Here is a 13,148-nt window from a genome sequence, read left to right as displayed (position 1 = left end):
GCTCGCAGCCCGCTGCCGGCTTCGGGCGATAAAATCGGGCCGGGCCGACTTGGCGTCGACCCGGCCCGAAAGCGCAGCGGTTTCATGCCGCTGCTCCGGCTACGCAGCACTGGAGTTGCCAGACGGGCGGCTGCCCGGGCGAATCAGTCCTGCATTGCTTTTTGAATGCGGTGCTGAAGCTTCTGATTGCCGCGACTGGCCTGGGCGATCTTGTTGTACTGCTGGACCGACAGGCCATCGTTCTTGATCGTCTTGACGATCTTCTGGTTCATCTGCTGACGATATTGTTTCGCCTGCTTCTGATTGCTCGCGCTTTTGATCTTCTGTTGCGAATTGCGCACCAGCGACTGCATGTCCTTTTGTGCCGCGGCGAATTTCTGGACCTGGGCCTGCGAGACCTGGGTATTGCCAGAGTTCGACTGCGCATAGCTCGATTGCATGCCGGAGCTGCCGGACGTGTTCGAGCCTTGGGCGAATACCGGCGTGGTGACGGCGGCCAGGCTGAGCGCGATGACGGTTGCGGTGGTGGCGAAGAGCGGTTTGTTCATTGCTCTTGTCCTTACAGTTGCGTGAGTGAGCGGCCCGCGATTGCGGTACCGCACACCCACCAACGCACGGATATCGCCAGCGGTTCCCGAATTCCTTCAATCGATTCGGAATCGCCGCTGCGATCAGCGCTTGCCGGAGCGGCGACCGCTGCGTAACGAGGCCTCCGTGAGATCGATGTCGGCCATGATGCGGCGCATGGTGACGTCGTTGATCTCGGCCTGGCCACGCAGGCGATAGAGCTCGTCGCGCTCGGCGTTGAGCGCGGCGAGCCGGAGCGTGCGCTCCATTCCGAAACCGCGCCGGGCACGTTGCTTGTCCTCGGCGTCCGAGTCCGGGTCCAGCCAGGGTTGATAGGCCGCCATGACGCGGGCCGCCACCTCCGCGTACAGCGACGCCTCGTCGGCGTCGTCCGATTCGGCCTTGTATTCCTCGCGCATGCGATCGAGCGCTTGAATGGCGGCTCGGGCCGAGGCGGCACGGGCATCGCGCTCCTCGGTGGCGCGTGGATCATCCTCGGGCAGTTGAATACGCCGCAGCAACGGCGGCAGAGCGATCGTGGCGATGATGAGCGAGGACAGGATCACACTCACCGCGATGAATACGAATACGCTGCGGCCGGGAAAAGGGGTGCCGTCGCTCTCGGTCAGCGGCAACGAGAGCACGGCCGCGAGTGTGATCGCGCCGCGTACGCCGGCCAGCGTGGTGGTAGCGATGATCCGCGACGATACCCGGGTCACAGCTTCGCCGCGCCGGCGGGCGCGCATCACGACCAGCTTGAGCATGACCCACACCCATAGATAGCGCGAGACCATCAATAGAACCAGCACGGCCAATGGGTACGAGGCGAGATGCCACCAGTCGACCCCGATCGAGTCCTTGGCGTCGCCGGCGTGGGCCAGAATCACGGGAATCTGCTGGCCAAGCAGAACAAAAATCACGCCGTTGAAGATGAACTCGAGCATGGCCCACATACCGCGGTTCTGCATGCGCGTGGCCAGTTCGCCCTTGAGCGTATCGATACTGTTGAGCGTCATGCCGGCCGCGACCGCCGACAGAATGCCGGACACGCCCAGATGCTCGCCCATCAGATAGGCGCCGAATGGCAGCAGCAGCAGCAGGGCGACATGGCTTGATGGATCGTCGCCGCGCCACTGAGTGAGGAAGTAGCGCACCTGGGCGAACAGCCAGGCCAGTGCCCAACCGACCGCCAGCCCGCCCGCGGCGATGATCACGAAGCTCAGCGCGGCCTTGGGCAGGGAAAAGGCGCCGGTCAGCGTCGCGGCCACGCCGAAGCGCAGTGCGACCAGACCCGAGGCATCGTTCATCAACGCCTCGCCCTGAAGGATATGCAGCAAGCGCGGCGGAATACGGGCATTGCCGGTAATCGCCGATACCGCAACCGCGTCGGTGGGCGAGAGCACCGCGCCGAGCGCGAACCCCGCCGCCAGCGGCACCTGTGGGATCAGCCAGTGCACGAAGAAGCCCACGCAGATCACCGTCACCATCACCAGCCCGAGCGCGAGCGCGGTGATCGGCCCGAGCAGACGTCGGAATTCGCGGCGCGGCATACGCCAGGCGTCGGCGAACAGCAGCGGAGGGATGAACAGCAGGAAGAACAGTTCCGGGTCGAGCCGGACATGCAAGCCGAAGCTCGGCACGGCCAGCGCGGCGCCGAGGGCGATCTGCACCAGCGGCCGGGGCAGGCGGAACGGCAGCAGGCCGATCAGCACGCCGGAGATCGCCACGGTGAGCAACAGGATCAGGGTAGTGAATACGATCGTCATCGAGAGTCGAGCAAAGCCTTGGTTCGTCAGGCCCCGGCCGGGCGGCGCGAGAGCATGCCGACACCGGGTGGCGGCATCCATCGAGGATGACCCGGATCGTCGGATGGGAGCATTCCCACTATTCTAGCCGCCCACCGTGTCTCGATCCCGTCTGCTAGGGACTGTTGCCGTTTCGTGAGAGCGCCGCGTTGGCGTCCGCAAATCGTGTCCGGCAAGGCGCGAGTCGCCGCGTCGTGGCGAGCCACGACCCAAGCTCGCAACGCCGCCGGGCGGGATTTGCGGCCCAACCCGAAGGGACAAGCGCTGTTTTGCGGCAATACAGCGTTGTCGCTCTCTCGCGTGGGCCAGCTACGCCACGTTCGCTACGCCTCGTCTTGCCGCAAAACAGCGCTTGGCGCGGACTCGCACGAGACGGCAACAGTCCCTAGAACGGCTCTTGTGAGAATTCCGCGAGCCGGTCGGCTGGGCATGGCCGCCGGGGGCGCGCATCATGGGTCGCTCGATGGCAACGGGGCTGCTGCTTATGACGGAAATCGAACACTGGTCGGCGTTGACCGGGCCGGAACTGGCATCGATCGCCGCGCGCGACCCGGTCGCGTTGTTGCCGGTCGCGGCGGTCGAACAACACGGCCCGCATTTGCCACTGAATACCGACGGGGTGATCGGCGATGGCATCGTGACGGCCGCCGGGCAGTGTCTACGCGATCGCGGGGAAGCGCTGGAGCTGTTGATTCTGCCGGCCATGACGGTCGGGGCAAGCCTGGAACACACCGGGTTCGCCGGCACGGTCAGCCTGACTGCCGAGCAGGCGATCGCCCAGATTCATGCGATAGGTACGGGCGTGGCGGCTGCGGGCATCCGTCGACTGGTGTTGTTCAATAGCCACGGCGGCAACAAGGCCGTGCTCGATCTGGCGGCGCTACGGCTGCGGGCCGACTTCGGTCTGCTGGTGGTCAAGGCCAATTATTTTCGATTCGCACCACCGGCCGATGCGCTGCCGGCTGAGGAGTTGGCGCACGGGCTGCATGGCGGCGCGCTGGAAACATCGATGATGTTGCATCTTGCCCCGGCGGCGGTGCGTCGCGACGCGCTGGCCGATCATGAGTCGCTGGGCGCGCTGCGTGCCCGCACTGGGGCCACGCTCGGCCCCGAGGGCGATGCCGGCTTTGCCTGGATGGCCGAGGATCTGAACCCCGCGGGCGTGACCGGCAACGCCGCGGCTGCCGACGCCGAGACCGGTGCCCGCCTGGTCGAGGCGTTCGGGGTACGTCTGGCCGAGATTATTGTCGAGACGGCGTGTTTCGACCTGCGCGAGTTCGGCGGCCGAGGCGCGCGCTAATCCTGCTCGTTGCGATCGGAGTCGGTCGATTCGCTCAACACCGGCTCGGACAGCAGCGCATCGAGCCAGTGGCCGGCGCGCTGGGCCTTGGTGGCGAGATAGCGTCGATTCTGCCGGGTCAGCCGGCCATATACACCGCGACGGCGCGCCACCTCGATCGGTTCGCGATTCATGGCATCGAGCTTGGCCGGGTTGTTCGTCAGCAGTTCGATATGCGCGACATCGAGCTGCGCCAGCATCTCGCGGGCGACGGCATAGTCGCGTTCGTCCTGGTCGAAACCGAGAACGCGGTCGGCATCGACCGTATCCAGCCCGTCGTCCTGCATCTGGTAGGCCCGCATCTTATTGGCCAGGCCGATGCCGCGGCCTTCCTGGGCCAGATACAGCAGGACGCCGCCGCCACGCTTGCTGATGGTGGCGAGGCTGGCTTTGAGCTGTGGCCCGCAATCGCAGCGCAGGCTGCCGAACAGGTCGCCGGTCAGGCACGCGGAGTGCAGGCGCACCGGGACTGGCGTGGCCCATTGCGCGGAATCGCCGATGATGATGGCCACATGCTCGCGCATGCCATCGGCCTCGCGGAAGATGACGAAGCGAGAATGCGGCGCGGCTTCCAGCGGCACGTTGGCTTCGCTCACTCGGCGCAGCAGCGAGGGCGCCGCGTGCCGATGCGCGAATACGTCGGCCGCGGTCACCGACAACAGGTCGCCGCGATCGAGTCGACGCTGGATCGCCGGTCCGAGGCTGTCGTCGGGCTCGATCACGATCGCGGCCGGAATGAGCAAGCCGCGACGCATCAGCGCGAGCGCGGCGTGGCCGACGTCGGAAATCGCCACCGGCTGACGAGAGGGTGGCCAGTCGGCGTCTGGATCGGCCGCCCAGCGAATCACGTCCTCGCGCGCGTCGTCGGTCTGCAATTCGATGGCTGCGGGGGCGTCGGCGTTCGAGCGGCCGAGATGGGCCAACCGATGCTCGGTCAATACAAGCTGCGGCGCGGTGCGGGCGCCGTCCTTCATGTCTTGGAGCAGATCCGAGGTGGCCGCCTCGATCGGCGCCACGAGATGTCGCGAGTGCCGCCCCTCGATGACTACGGGAAGACCGCGCCGGAGATCGAAGATCGCACGCTCGATGTGTTGCATGAAACGGTCCTGTATCGATTCCAAATGCTGGGCAGTCATGCAACCGTGCCTTAGGCTGGCGTGAATCCGCGGACGATAGGGCCGTCCAGGCGCGTTTAAAGGCTGCGTATAATGCCAGTTATCGATTCCAAGTACGCCTGGCGCGTGATCCGCGATGCGCGCGAGCGCAACGCCTCGGGTCCGTGGCAGGTCGACGACCGGCTCGTCGTCGAGCCGGGCGGGCGCTGGTCAGCACAGACTGCCGTAGACGATGACGCGGCGCAGCTGTTCGACAGTTTGCTGCCGGTGGCCTACGGCCCGCGGGCGATCGTCATCGCCCAGCTCGGGCAAAGCCTGGACGGTCGTATCGCCACCGCGAGCGGCCATTCGCATTATGTCACCGGCGAAGCAAGCCGGATGCATCTGCACCGGCTGCGGGCGCTGGTGGATGCAGTGATCGTGGGCGCGGGCACGGTCGAGGCCGACGATCCGCAACTCACGGTACGCCACGTCGAGGGCGAGCATCCGGTTCGCGTGGTGCTCGATCCGCGCGGACGGGTGTCGCGGGATCGCCGGTTGTTTCGCGATCATGGGCCACCGACGTGGCATGTCGTGAATGATGAGCGCGACGCCGCGCCGGGCGCGATGGCGCTCCGCATCGATGCCACCGGTGCAGCGGACTTGCCGCATCGTTTGTTAGCGGCGCTGGCGGCCCGCGGCTTGCATCGGGTGCTGGTCGAAGGCGGCGGCGTGACGATCTCGCGCTTCATCGACGCCGACTGTATCGATCGTTTGCATACGGTCGTCGCGCCCCTGTTGATCGGCTCCGGTCGCCCCGCGCTGGCGCTGGCCGAGATCGAGACGCTGCACGACGCGCGCCGGCCGGCGTGTCGGTCTTACCCGCTGGGTGACGACCGCCTCTATGACCTGGATCTGCGCGCGAACGCGCCCGGTTGAGTCAGCCCAACGGCTCGCGCCCCGGCAGCCCTAGAATGTCGACATGGCCGACCCGTAATGCGCTCGCGCCCGTGACGATGCCATCGATGCGCTGCTCGGCCCAGCCGCGGATTCGCCCAGCTTCAGCCGGACACTGACTTATGGCCGCGTCGCGCCAGCCCGTGATGAGCGCGCGTGCCAGCTCGGCATCGGTGGCGTCGATATGCCAGTCGCTCGGTTGCACGGTGATTGCATAACCCCGCCGGGTTAGCGCGTCGATCAAAACCCCGGGCGCAGCGGCGCCGAGTGCCGGGCCCAGCCCCTTGTCGCGCGCCTGGTCGCGGGCGAGGGCGCGACGCACGAGCGCGTCGCTCGGGTCGACATCGGTGAATTCGAGGCGGCCGTCGATACTGACGGCGATCAGCACCGCAGCGCGGGCCGTGGCGCAGGCGTCTATGAAACGCGACACCCAGTCGGCCGATACGAGATCGAGCAATGCCGAGGCCGTCACCAGATCGGCGCCCGCGAGCCTCGGCGCCAGCGGGCCGCGCAGATCGAATACTTCGGCGGCGATGTGGTGGTCGTCGTCTTCCGCTCCTTTCGGCGCATCGCGAACGGCCGCGTTCAACAGGTCGCGATCCTGATCGAGCAGATGCCAGTCGATCCGGCCGCCCAGGCGAGGCTTCAGATAACGCAGATTGGAGCCGCTGCCGGCACCGAGATCGATGACGCGGGCGCGCCGGGGGCCGCAACGGGCCGCCAAGTAGTGGGCCGCGAACCCGGCGAGCCCGTGTGCTCGGCTGCGATGATCCATCGCTTCGCGTAGCGACAGCCAGTCACCGGTGAATCGGGAGCCATCGGCCGGGAGAGGGGCTTTCATGCGCGTTCGATGCGATCGAGCACGCCGGCAAAGCGCGCCCCCGCCTGATCCCAGTCGGGCAGAGCGGCTGCCGCACGCTTTGCTCCGGCCGCGAGGGCATCGTATGCCTCGGGGTCCGATAGCAGTCGACGCAGACTGTCGGCGAGCATTTCGGCGTCGCCGGGCGGGACGGCGACGCCGGCGTCGTCGGGCAGGGTGTCGGCGAGTGCGCCTCCAGTAGTCGTGATCACCGGCAGGCCGTGGGCCAGGGCTTCCGTCACGACCATGCCGTAGCCCTCGTAATAAGAGGGCAGTACGAACAGGTCGGCGCCGGTATAGGCGGCCGAGAGCGTGGCTGGCGGGCGGCTGCCGGTCAGATGTACGCGCGCCCCGAGCCCATGGCGTTCGATGGCCTGACGGACGTCATTCACGCAGTCCGGGTCGCGCTCGATGTCGCCGATGCAGTCGCAGCGCCAGTCGAGATCGGTGAGCTGAGCCAGCGCTTCGATCAGCACGGTATGGCCCTTGCGCGGAATGAGGCTGGCCACACAGAGCAGGCGCGGCGTATCGGTGCGGGTTCGCGGCGCGAGCTGTGCGGGCTTGTCCAGCCCCGGTTGGACGATATCGAGATCGTGGCGTGCGACGCCGTAGGCCGCGACAAGACGCCGTGCAGTGAAGGCGCTGGTCACGATCACGTGGGCTGCGTGGGCGAGCGCGCGGCGTTCGCTGGCGAACAAACGATCGGCCAACGCGCCGTCGATGCCGGATTCGTCGGCCAGCGGATGATGGACGAGGGCCACCAGCCGCAAGCGCTGGGATTCGCGTTCGATGACGTCGGGCAGGGCGCCGAACACAAGCCCGTCCACGATCACCGTTTGGCCATCGGCTCGCGCCGCGAGGGCAGCGCCCAGCGCGTCCGCGGCAGCCGCGTTAGCTTCAGGAAACTGCCCGGCCAGTCCGATAGTCTCGATCGGGCGCCCGGCGGCCGTCATGGCGCGCGTGATCCGGGCGTCGTAGATATAGCCGCCGGTATATTGTTCCGGGTCGCCCGCAACCAGGAATACGGTCGATTTCACAGTTCGGCCTCGTATCCGGCCCAGGCGATATGCGACTCCGACAGGCGCACGCCCATGCGGGACAGACCGGCTGCGTTTTCACCCAGCCGGCCCTCGGCAATGGCCTGCTTCATGCGCGAAAAGATGATGCCGGCCATGTATTCGGTGGTCGTGTTGTGGCCGGCCAGGGCCGGATTGTCGTCCAGGTTGCACAGATTGAATTCGGCGAGTACCGCGGACAGCGCCGACGAGGCGGCCCCGATGTCGACCACCAGGTCGTCGGCGTCGAGCGCCTCGCGGTAGAAGGTGACATCCACGACGTAGGTGGCGCCGTGCAGCGCCTGCGCCGGGCCGAAGGTCGGGCTTGAGAAACTGTGGGCGATCATGACGTGATCGCGCACGGTCAGGTGGAACATGACGAATCCTGAGTCTCGGAGTAGACGATACGCTGACACAGCGTACGATCGGTCGACTCGGCCAGCCGCGCCATCACGGCGGGCAAGTCGTCGAACGCGGCATCCACGGCGAACAATACGTCGAATCGGGGATCGGCACACAGCTCGAGTGCCAGAGCCAGGCGGCGGCCATGATCCCAGCGGGCGGCGCGGGCCGGCGATACGGTACCGACCTGGCTGGCCCGCAGCGTCAGACGCTGGGAATGGAAAGCGCCGCCGAGTGCGACCGTCGTCGGATGGCTTCCGAACCAGCTTAGTTCAATGACTTCGGCTTCGGTGCCGGCCAGGTCGAGGGCCGTGTTGAGGCCGGCGGCGCTCGCGCTGGCATGAAAAACGAGATCGCGGCCCCGTTGCGCGCGATCCGGCGCCGCGAAAACCGCGCCGAGCGCCGTGGCGATTCGGGCGCGCTCGCTGTCGATATCCACGAGTTCGACCTCGACGCCGGGCAGGCGGGCACACAGTCCGGCGACTAGACTGCCGATCACCCCGGCCCCTACCACGCTGACGCGATCGCCGATCCGCGGTCCGGCGTCCCAGAGTGCGTTGACCGCGGTTTCCATATTGGCCGCGAGCACCGCGCGCGCGGGAGGGACGTTCACCGGTACCGATATGACCGCGTCCACGGGCGCGACGTAATGGGTCTGGTGTGGATAAAGACAGAATACATAGCGGCCGCGCCAGGCCGCCGGCCCGGCCTCCACAACGCCGACATTGGCGTAGCCGTGCTTGACCGGGCCCGGCAGCTCGCCGGCCTGAAACGGCGCGCGCATGCGCTGGTATTCGCTTTCCGGCACAGCACCGTCATAAACTAGGGTTTCGGTGCCCCGACTGATCGCCGAGAAGCACGTCCGGATGCGCAGTTCGTCGCTACCAGGCGTGGCCAGAAACTCGGTACGCAACTCGGCGTGCCGTGGCGGCACGAGCCAAAGTGCTCGGGCAATATCGGCAGTCATGATGACCGGGCGATGGAGCGGGTCATCAACACTAAGCCCTCGACGGGCGCTTGACTAGACGCGGACGCGCCCGGCTGCACTATACACTCACGCAGCCTAAGTTGTATTTTAAGGGAATAATTGGACGGGGTTCGGCCGGCTGAAGCCGGGCCAAAGGGATTGGGTCGTGAAGAGTAGTCTGTTCGAGCGTTTCATCAGCCGAGGCACCCTGGTTCTCCACCATGCCGACGGTCAACAGGCGCGTTACGGTTCGGGCGAGCCGGTCGCGCATGTTCATCTGCGGAATCGCAAAGTGATCACGCGCTTGATGGCCGACCCGGAGATGGCCTTCGGCGAAGCGTATATGGACGGCGACTGGTGGCCCGGCGAAGGCGGGCTACAGGCCGTGTTTCAACTGTATTTCGCCAACGCCAACAATTTCGAGTCGAATCGACTGGTGGATCTCGCCCGGCGGGCGTTTCGCGGCGTATCGGAAATGAACAATCGCATGCGTTCCGAGCGCAACGTCCAGCATCACTACGACATCGACAACGAGCTTTTCCAGCGTTTCCTCGATCCGGAAATGCAGTATTCCTGCGGCTATTTCGAACGCGACGACATGTCGCTGGACGAGGCCCAGCGCGCCAAGCTGGCGCATATCGGCCGTAAGCTGTTGCTGGAACCGGGGCAGAAAGTACTGGACATCGGCTGCGGCTGGGGCGGCATGGCGCTGTTTCTGGCCCGCGAATACGATGTCGATGTGGTCGGCCTGACGCTGTCGAACGACCAGTACGATCATGCCCGCAAGCGCGCCGAGGCGCTCGGCCTGAGCCACCGCGTGACCTTCCTCAAGGAGGATTATCGCGAGCATCAGGGCCGCTACGACGCCATCGTGTCGGTCGGGATGTTCGAGCACGTCGGCCGGCCGCAGTATCAGACCTTTTTCGACCAGGTGGCGCGGTTGCTCAAGCCGGACGGGCGCAGCCTGATCCATTTCATCGCTCGCAACGGGGTGCCGCCCCGGGACAGCCGAACCTGGATCCAGAAATATATTTTCCCGGGCGGTTACATCCCGTCGCTATCGGATTTCGCGCCCTGCATCGAAAAGACGGGGATGTGCTTGTCCGACCTCGAAGTGTGGCGACTGCACTACGCCCGTACGCTGGCCGCGTGGAACGAGCGGTTCCAGGCGCAGCGCGATGTGTTCCGCGAACGGCTGGGCGAACGCTTCTGTCGGATGTGGGAGTTCTACCTGCTGGGCTGCGAAGCAATCTTCCGTTACGGTGATCTGGTGGTTTATCACGTACAGCTCGCGCATCAGAACGACATCGTGCCGCTGACCCGTGATTATCTGTATCGCGAGGATGAGCAGGACGAGACCGCTGCGGTGGCGCCTCACTCGATGAGCGCCGCGGGCTGAAAAAGGCTCATGCGCCCGCGGGTTCCGTCAAACACGGCCCGCGAGGCGTGTGACGGCATCGCTTAGGCGACGAGCAACAGTGTTTATAACGCGGTATTGCCGGCGAACAGTGTTCTCGCTTGCTGCAGGGGTCGAGGAAACCTCAATAGGCCCTAAAGCGAGCCGCGTTCCTGGATGTGGTACCAGCCCTGACTGTCCGGTTGGCCGATCTGTTGCAGGATCTGCTTGAGACGATCATCGGCGCCCGCGCGGGCCCGTAGCTTGACGTTCAGGTCGTAGCGACGGTTATCGGAGAGTTGCACATCGCCGGTGAGTGCCAGCGGCCCCGTGCTGTCGAGTATACGAGCCTGGATACCCTGGTCGCCGCGGTCCAGTTTGGCTTCGAAACGTCCCAGTTTGAGCGGCGGGTTGAGCAGTTCCCAGCGACTGTTGGTGAGTTGGATCGTGCCGTCGAGGGCGCTGACGTCGAGATTGTCGTCGAACGTCACGTGATCCAGATCCAGACCGATCCGGCCCGACACGGGAACGAAGGTATAGCCGGCGAGCCCCGAGAGCCAGCCGATGGTGGCTTCGCCCTGAACGTTGTCCAGCGTATTACGGCCGAAGATGCTGCGATGAATCTGCCCCTCGATATGACCGAGATCGCTGTCGGCCCGCACCGTGGCCGACACGCGGCCCAACAGGAACGTCATGGGATGGACGTTCCAGCGCACGTTATTGAGCGCGCCGTTGGGCAGCGAGGCATAGGCGGCCTGGCCGTCCAAAAGGGTGCCGGAAACGCCTTGCAGGTGGACCGGTGTGTCATCGGCGACCCACCCGGCGACCAGCGACGCCGGCAAATAAGTGACCAGCCCGACGACGAAAGCGACCACGCCGACGATCACGAAACGCATGATCCGCCAGTTCATCATTGCCCCCCTCGCACGAGGGTCAGGCGTGCTTCGACTTGGCCGGGCGCATCCTGGGCCCGCGAGATGGTGGCTTCGCTGGCGACCACCCCATAATCGGTTTGTAGCGTCCGGAGCCAGAACAGCATGCGGTTGAAGTTGGCCTTGTCGAGGGTGACGGTCGCTTCGTCGTCGTTTTTGGGTTGAATATGGGTGACGGCGCCACCGAGGTTGTTGGCGCGGCTGGTGGAATCCACGATCGAGAGCAACGATTCGTTCTGGCCCTTGGGTTCGCTGTGGTGCGTGGACGAGCGCAACAGCTGGGCCTCGTTGCGGATACCGAGCATCCAGCGCGCCTGATTCGATTCGGCCGTGACCTGTTCGCGCGCGTTGGCCAGCGCGGTGTTCAACGGATGCCACAGGCCGTAATAGAAGATGGCGATCAACACCATGACGGCGGCCGCGGACACCATGACCCGTTCGCGCGGGGCCAGGCCGTAGAACCATTCCTTGACCGCGTTCACGAGCTCGCTCCCTGGCTGACCGTCGCCTGGATCTGGACACCCGAAGCACTGGCGTCCGCGCTCTGGACCGAAAGCTGGATGCCGTTGCGTTGGGCAAAGCCCGCACGCAGCGTTTCCACCGACTGCACGTTCTTGCCGTTAAGGCTCAGGCCGAGCTTGCCGTTGCGATATTGCATGGACTGTACTTGCAGATCGTCGGTCTGACCGGCAACGGCCGCGACGGCTTGCACCAGCGGAAACAGGCCGCCAGCGCCACCGGTGCCCCGAAGTTGTTGAATGCCTTGCTCGGCCTGCACCCGCAGATCGTTGATGTTCTGCACCCCGGGAAAAGCGTCGTGGAAAGCTGCCAGGGTTTGCTGATGAAGCGCATCGATGCGTTGGTCGAGCTGCCAGGTCTCGATCCCGCGCGCGACGATTGCCACGACGAGCCACGTGGCCGCCAGGGCGCCGGTCAGTACCAACGGTCGCCACTGCGACTGAAACTGCGACCGCCGCGCGAACGCGCCCTGGCGCAGATTCACCGCTCCGCGTAGGGCCTCGGGCTGGGCCAGAAGGCTCGCCAACAGGGCGTCCGCATCCGGGAAGCCGACAACATCTGCCTCGGGCGCCTCGGCCTGTTCACCCCAGTCGATGTCGAGCAGTCGCCGGGCCCGCCCGGTATCCGCCGTGCGCACCGTAGCGGAGGCCGGGGTTTCCAGCGCCGGCGCGATGACGGGCCACAGGTCGGCGTCGCAGGCAAAGCCGGCGACGGGGTCGGTGCGCGTCAGGATGCGATCTTCGGTGGCGGCGATCTGCCAGGTCGCGGTATCGGGGGCGGGCAGGGCCATGTAATCGGGCAGGATGCGCGCTGCATCGATGCCGGCCGTATCGAGCGCGTCACACAAGGCCGTCATGCGATCGAGATCGATCACCGCGACCGGCGTTTCGCCGTCACGATCGGGCGCGCCGATCAAGGCGAAGTGGAGCTGCTCCACGCGACCGGCCAGGCGATCCTCAAGGGCGTAACGCGCGGCCTGCAGCCGGCGTGCCGCCGAACGGATCGGCGGCAGCGGCGCGCGGGTCAGCAGCACGTCCTCGCCGGGAATGACGACCGCAACCTCGTGATCGTCGAGGTCCGCCGTGGCTGCGAAATCATCCAGCGAGCCGCGTGCCAACCCCTGCTGCTCGTCGAGCCAGGCCGCGCTCTGTCCATCGAAATACAAGGCCAGCCGTTGGGCCACGTCAGTTCCCCCAAGCCGTGCGCCCGTCCACCCCCGGGCGCAGCAAACCGAGGCGGCAGTCTAACGCAGTCCG

General features: G+C 66.0%; 13 protein-coding genes. 3 read left to right on the top strand and 10 right to left on the bottom strand.

Features of this window, described 5'->3' with window-relative positions:
* Positions 1 to 143: 143 nt before the first annotated feature.
* Together C41B8_RS02920 and C41B8_RS02915 are read right to left on the bottom strand one after the other, a co-directional pair.
* Positions 144 to 548: a DUF4168 domain-containing protein gene (locus tag C41B8_RS02920; protein ID WP_037333644.1), complete on the bottom strand. Its 405-nt coding sequence runs from the start codon at positions 546 to 548 to the stop codon at positions 144 to 146.
* Positions 549 to 671: 123 nt separating this feature from the next.
* Positions 672 to 2,333 (bottom strand): Na+/H+ antiporter, encoded by a 1,662-nt coding sequence (locus tag C41B8_RS02915; protein WP_037333641.1) that lies wholly within the window; start codon positions 2,331 to 2,333, stop codon positions 672 to 674.
* Between the two features lie 523 nt (positions 2,334 to 2,856).
* On the opposite strand from C41B8_RS02915, the gene C41B8_RS02910 reads away from it, so the two are divergent.
* Positions 2,857 to 3,672, top strand: coding sequence for a creatininase family protein (locus tag C41B8_RS02910; RefSeq protein WP_037333935.1), 816 nt, complete (start codon positions 2,857 to 2,859; stop codon positions 3,670 to 3,672).
* Here C41B8_RS02910 and ribA read toward each other — a convergent pair.
* On the bottom strand, positions 3,669 to 4,808 hold the full coding sequence (ribA, locus tag C41B8_RS02905) for a GTP cyclohydrolase II RibA (RefSeq protein WP_037333933.1): 1,140 nt from the start codon (positions 4,806 to 4,808) through the stop codon (positions 3,669 to 3,671). The two genes, C41B8_RS02910 and ribA, sit on opposite strands and share 4 nt — an antisense overlap.
* Before the next feature lie 111 nt (positions 4,809 to 4,919).
* Here ribA and C41B8_RS02900 point away from each other — a divergent pair, with 111 nt between their 5' ends.
* Positions 4,920 to 5,744 (top strand): RibD family protein, encoded by an 825-nt coding sequence (locus C41B8_RS02900; protein ID WP_051882869.1) that lies wholly within the window; start codon positions 4,920 to 4,922, stop codon positions 5,742 to 5,744.
* Between the two features lies 1 nt (position 5,745).
* Here C41B8_RS02900 and C41B8_RS02895 read toward each other — a convergent pair whose 3' ends face one another.
* From C41B8_RS02895 to C41B8_RS02880, 4 genes are read right to left on the bottom strand one after another with little or no spacing between them, the layout of a single operon-like run.
* Positions 5,746 to 6,603 (bottom strand): class I SAM-dependent methyltransferase, encoded by an 858-nt coding sequence (locus C41B8_RS02895; RefSeq protein WP_051882867.1) that lies wholly within the window; start codon positions 6,601 to 6,603, stop codon positions 5,746 to 5,748.
* Positions 6,600 to 7,658 (bottom strand): glycosyltransferase family 4 protein, encoded by a 1,059-nt coding sequence (locus tag C41B8_RS02890; RefSeq protein ID WP_037333638.1) that lies wholly within the window; start codon positions 7,656 to 7,658, stop codon positions 6,600 to 6,602. The genes C41B8_RS02895 and C41B8_RS02890 overlap by 4 nt, the downstream gene beginning before the upstream one ends.
* Positions 7,655 to 8,053, bottom strand: coding sequence for a 6-pyruvoyl trahydropterin synthase family protein (locus C41B8_RS02885; RefSeq protein WP_037333635.1), 399 nt, complete (start codon positions 8,051 to 8,053; stop codon positions 7,655 to 7,657). The genes C41B8_RS02890 and C41B8_RS02885 overlap by 4 nt, the downstream gene beginning before the upstream one ends.
* Entirely contained in the window at positions 8,041 to 9,045 is a 1,005-nt protein-coding gene (locus tag C41B8_RS02880; protein WP_037333632.1) for a zinc-dependent alcohol dehydrogenase, read from the bottom strand. Before C41B8_RS02880 ends, C41B8_RS02885 begins: the two co-directional genes overlap by 13 nt.
* Before the next feature lie 166 nt (positions 9,046 to 9,211).
* Here C41B8_RS02880 and C41B8_RS02875 point away from each other — a divergent pair, with 166 nt between their 5' ends.
* Positions 9,212 to 10,444 (top strand): SAM-dependent methyltransferase, encoded by a 1,233-nt coding sequence (locus C41B8_RS02875; RefSeq protein WP_051882865.1) that lies wholly within the window; start codon positions 9,212 to 9,214, stop codon positions 10,442 to 10,444.
* A gap of 152 nt (positions 10,445 to 10,596) precedes the next feature.
* Here the strand turns inward: C41B8_RS02875 and C41B8_RS02870 are convergent, their stop codons facing one another.
* The 3 genes from C41B8_RS02870 to gspL are packed head-to-tail and all read right to left on the bottom strand — an operon-like array spanning position 10,597 to position 13,075.
* Entirely contained in the window at positions 10,597 to 11,355 is a 759-nt protein-coding gene (locus tag C41B8_RS02870) for a type II secretion system protein N (RefSeq protein WP_084188410.1), read from the bottom strand.
* Complete coding sequence (gene gspM, locus C41B8_RS19305; RefSeq protein ID WP_051882864.1) at positions 11,352 to 11,855, bottom strand: type II secretion system protein GspM; 504 nt, start codon at positions 11,853 to 11,855, stop codon at positions 11,352 to 11,354. Before gspM ends, C41B8_RS02870 begins: the two co-directional genes overlap by 4 nt.
* Entirely contained in the window at positions 11,852 to 13,075 is a 1,224-nt protein-coding gene (gspL, locus tag C41B8_RS02860) for a type II secretion system protein GspL (protein ID WP_037333626.1), read from the bottom strand. Before gspL ends, gspM begins: the two co-directional genes overlap by 4 nt.
* Positions 13,076 to 13,148: the final 73 nt, after the last annotated feature.

It is taken from the genome of Salinisphaera hydrothermalis C41B8, from assembly GCF_000732535.1.
Lineage (GTDB): Bacteria > Pseudomonadota > Gammaproteobacteria > Nevskiales > Salinisphaeraceae > Salinisphaera > Salinisphaera hydrothermalis.
The sequence above is the reverse complement of the archived record's forward strand: the minus strand, read 5'-3'. Positions and strand labels throughout refer to the sequence as shown.

What these genes read in the sequence shown, in the direction of transcription:
- C41B8_RS02920 (WP_037333644.1), bottom strand. Translation starts at nt 548, where the DNA reads ATGAACAAACCGCTCTTCGCCACCACCGCAACCGTCATCGCGCTCAGC.
- C41B8_RS02915 (WP_037333641.1), bottom strand. Translation starts at nt 2,333, where the DNA reads ATGACGATCGTATTCACTACCCTGATCCTGTTGCTCACCGTGGCGATC.
- C41B8_RS02910 (WP_037333935.1), top strand. Translation starts at nt 2,857, where the DNA reads ATGACGGAAATCGAACACTGGTCGGCGTTGACCGGGCCGGAACTGGCA.
- ribA (WP_037333933.1), bottom strand. Translation starts at nt 4,808, where the DNA reads ATGCAACACATCGAGCGTGCGATCTTCGATCTCCGGCGCGGTCTTCCC.
- C41B8_RS02900 (WP_051882869.1), top strand. Translation starts at nt 4,920, where the DNA reads ATGCCAGTTATCGATTCCAAGTACGCCTGGCGCGTGATCCGCGATGCG.
- C41B8_RS02895 (WP_051882867.1), bottom strand. Translation starts at nt 6,603, where the DNA reads ATGAAAGCCCCTCTCCCGGCCGATGGCTCCCGATTCACCGGTGACTGG.
- C41B8_RS02885 (WP_037333635.1), bottom strand. Translation starts at nt 8,053, where the DNA reads ATGTTCCACCTGACCGTGCGCGATCACGTCATGATCGCCCACAGTTTC.
- C41B8_RS02880 (WP_037333632.1), bottom strand. Translation starts at nt 9,045, where the DNA reads ATGACTGCCGATATTGCCCGAGCACTTTGGCTCGTGCCGCCACGGCAC.
- C41B8_RS02870 (WP_084188410.1), bottom strand. Translation starts at nt 11,355, where the DNA reads ATGATGAACTGGCGGATCATGCGTTTCGTGATCGTCGGCGTGGTCGCT.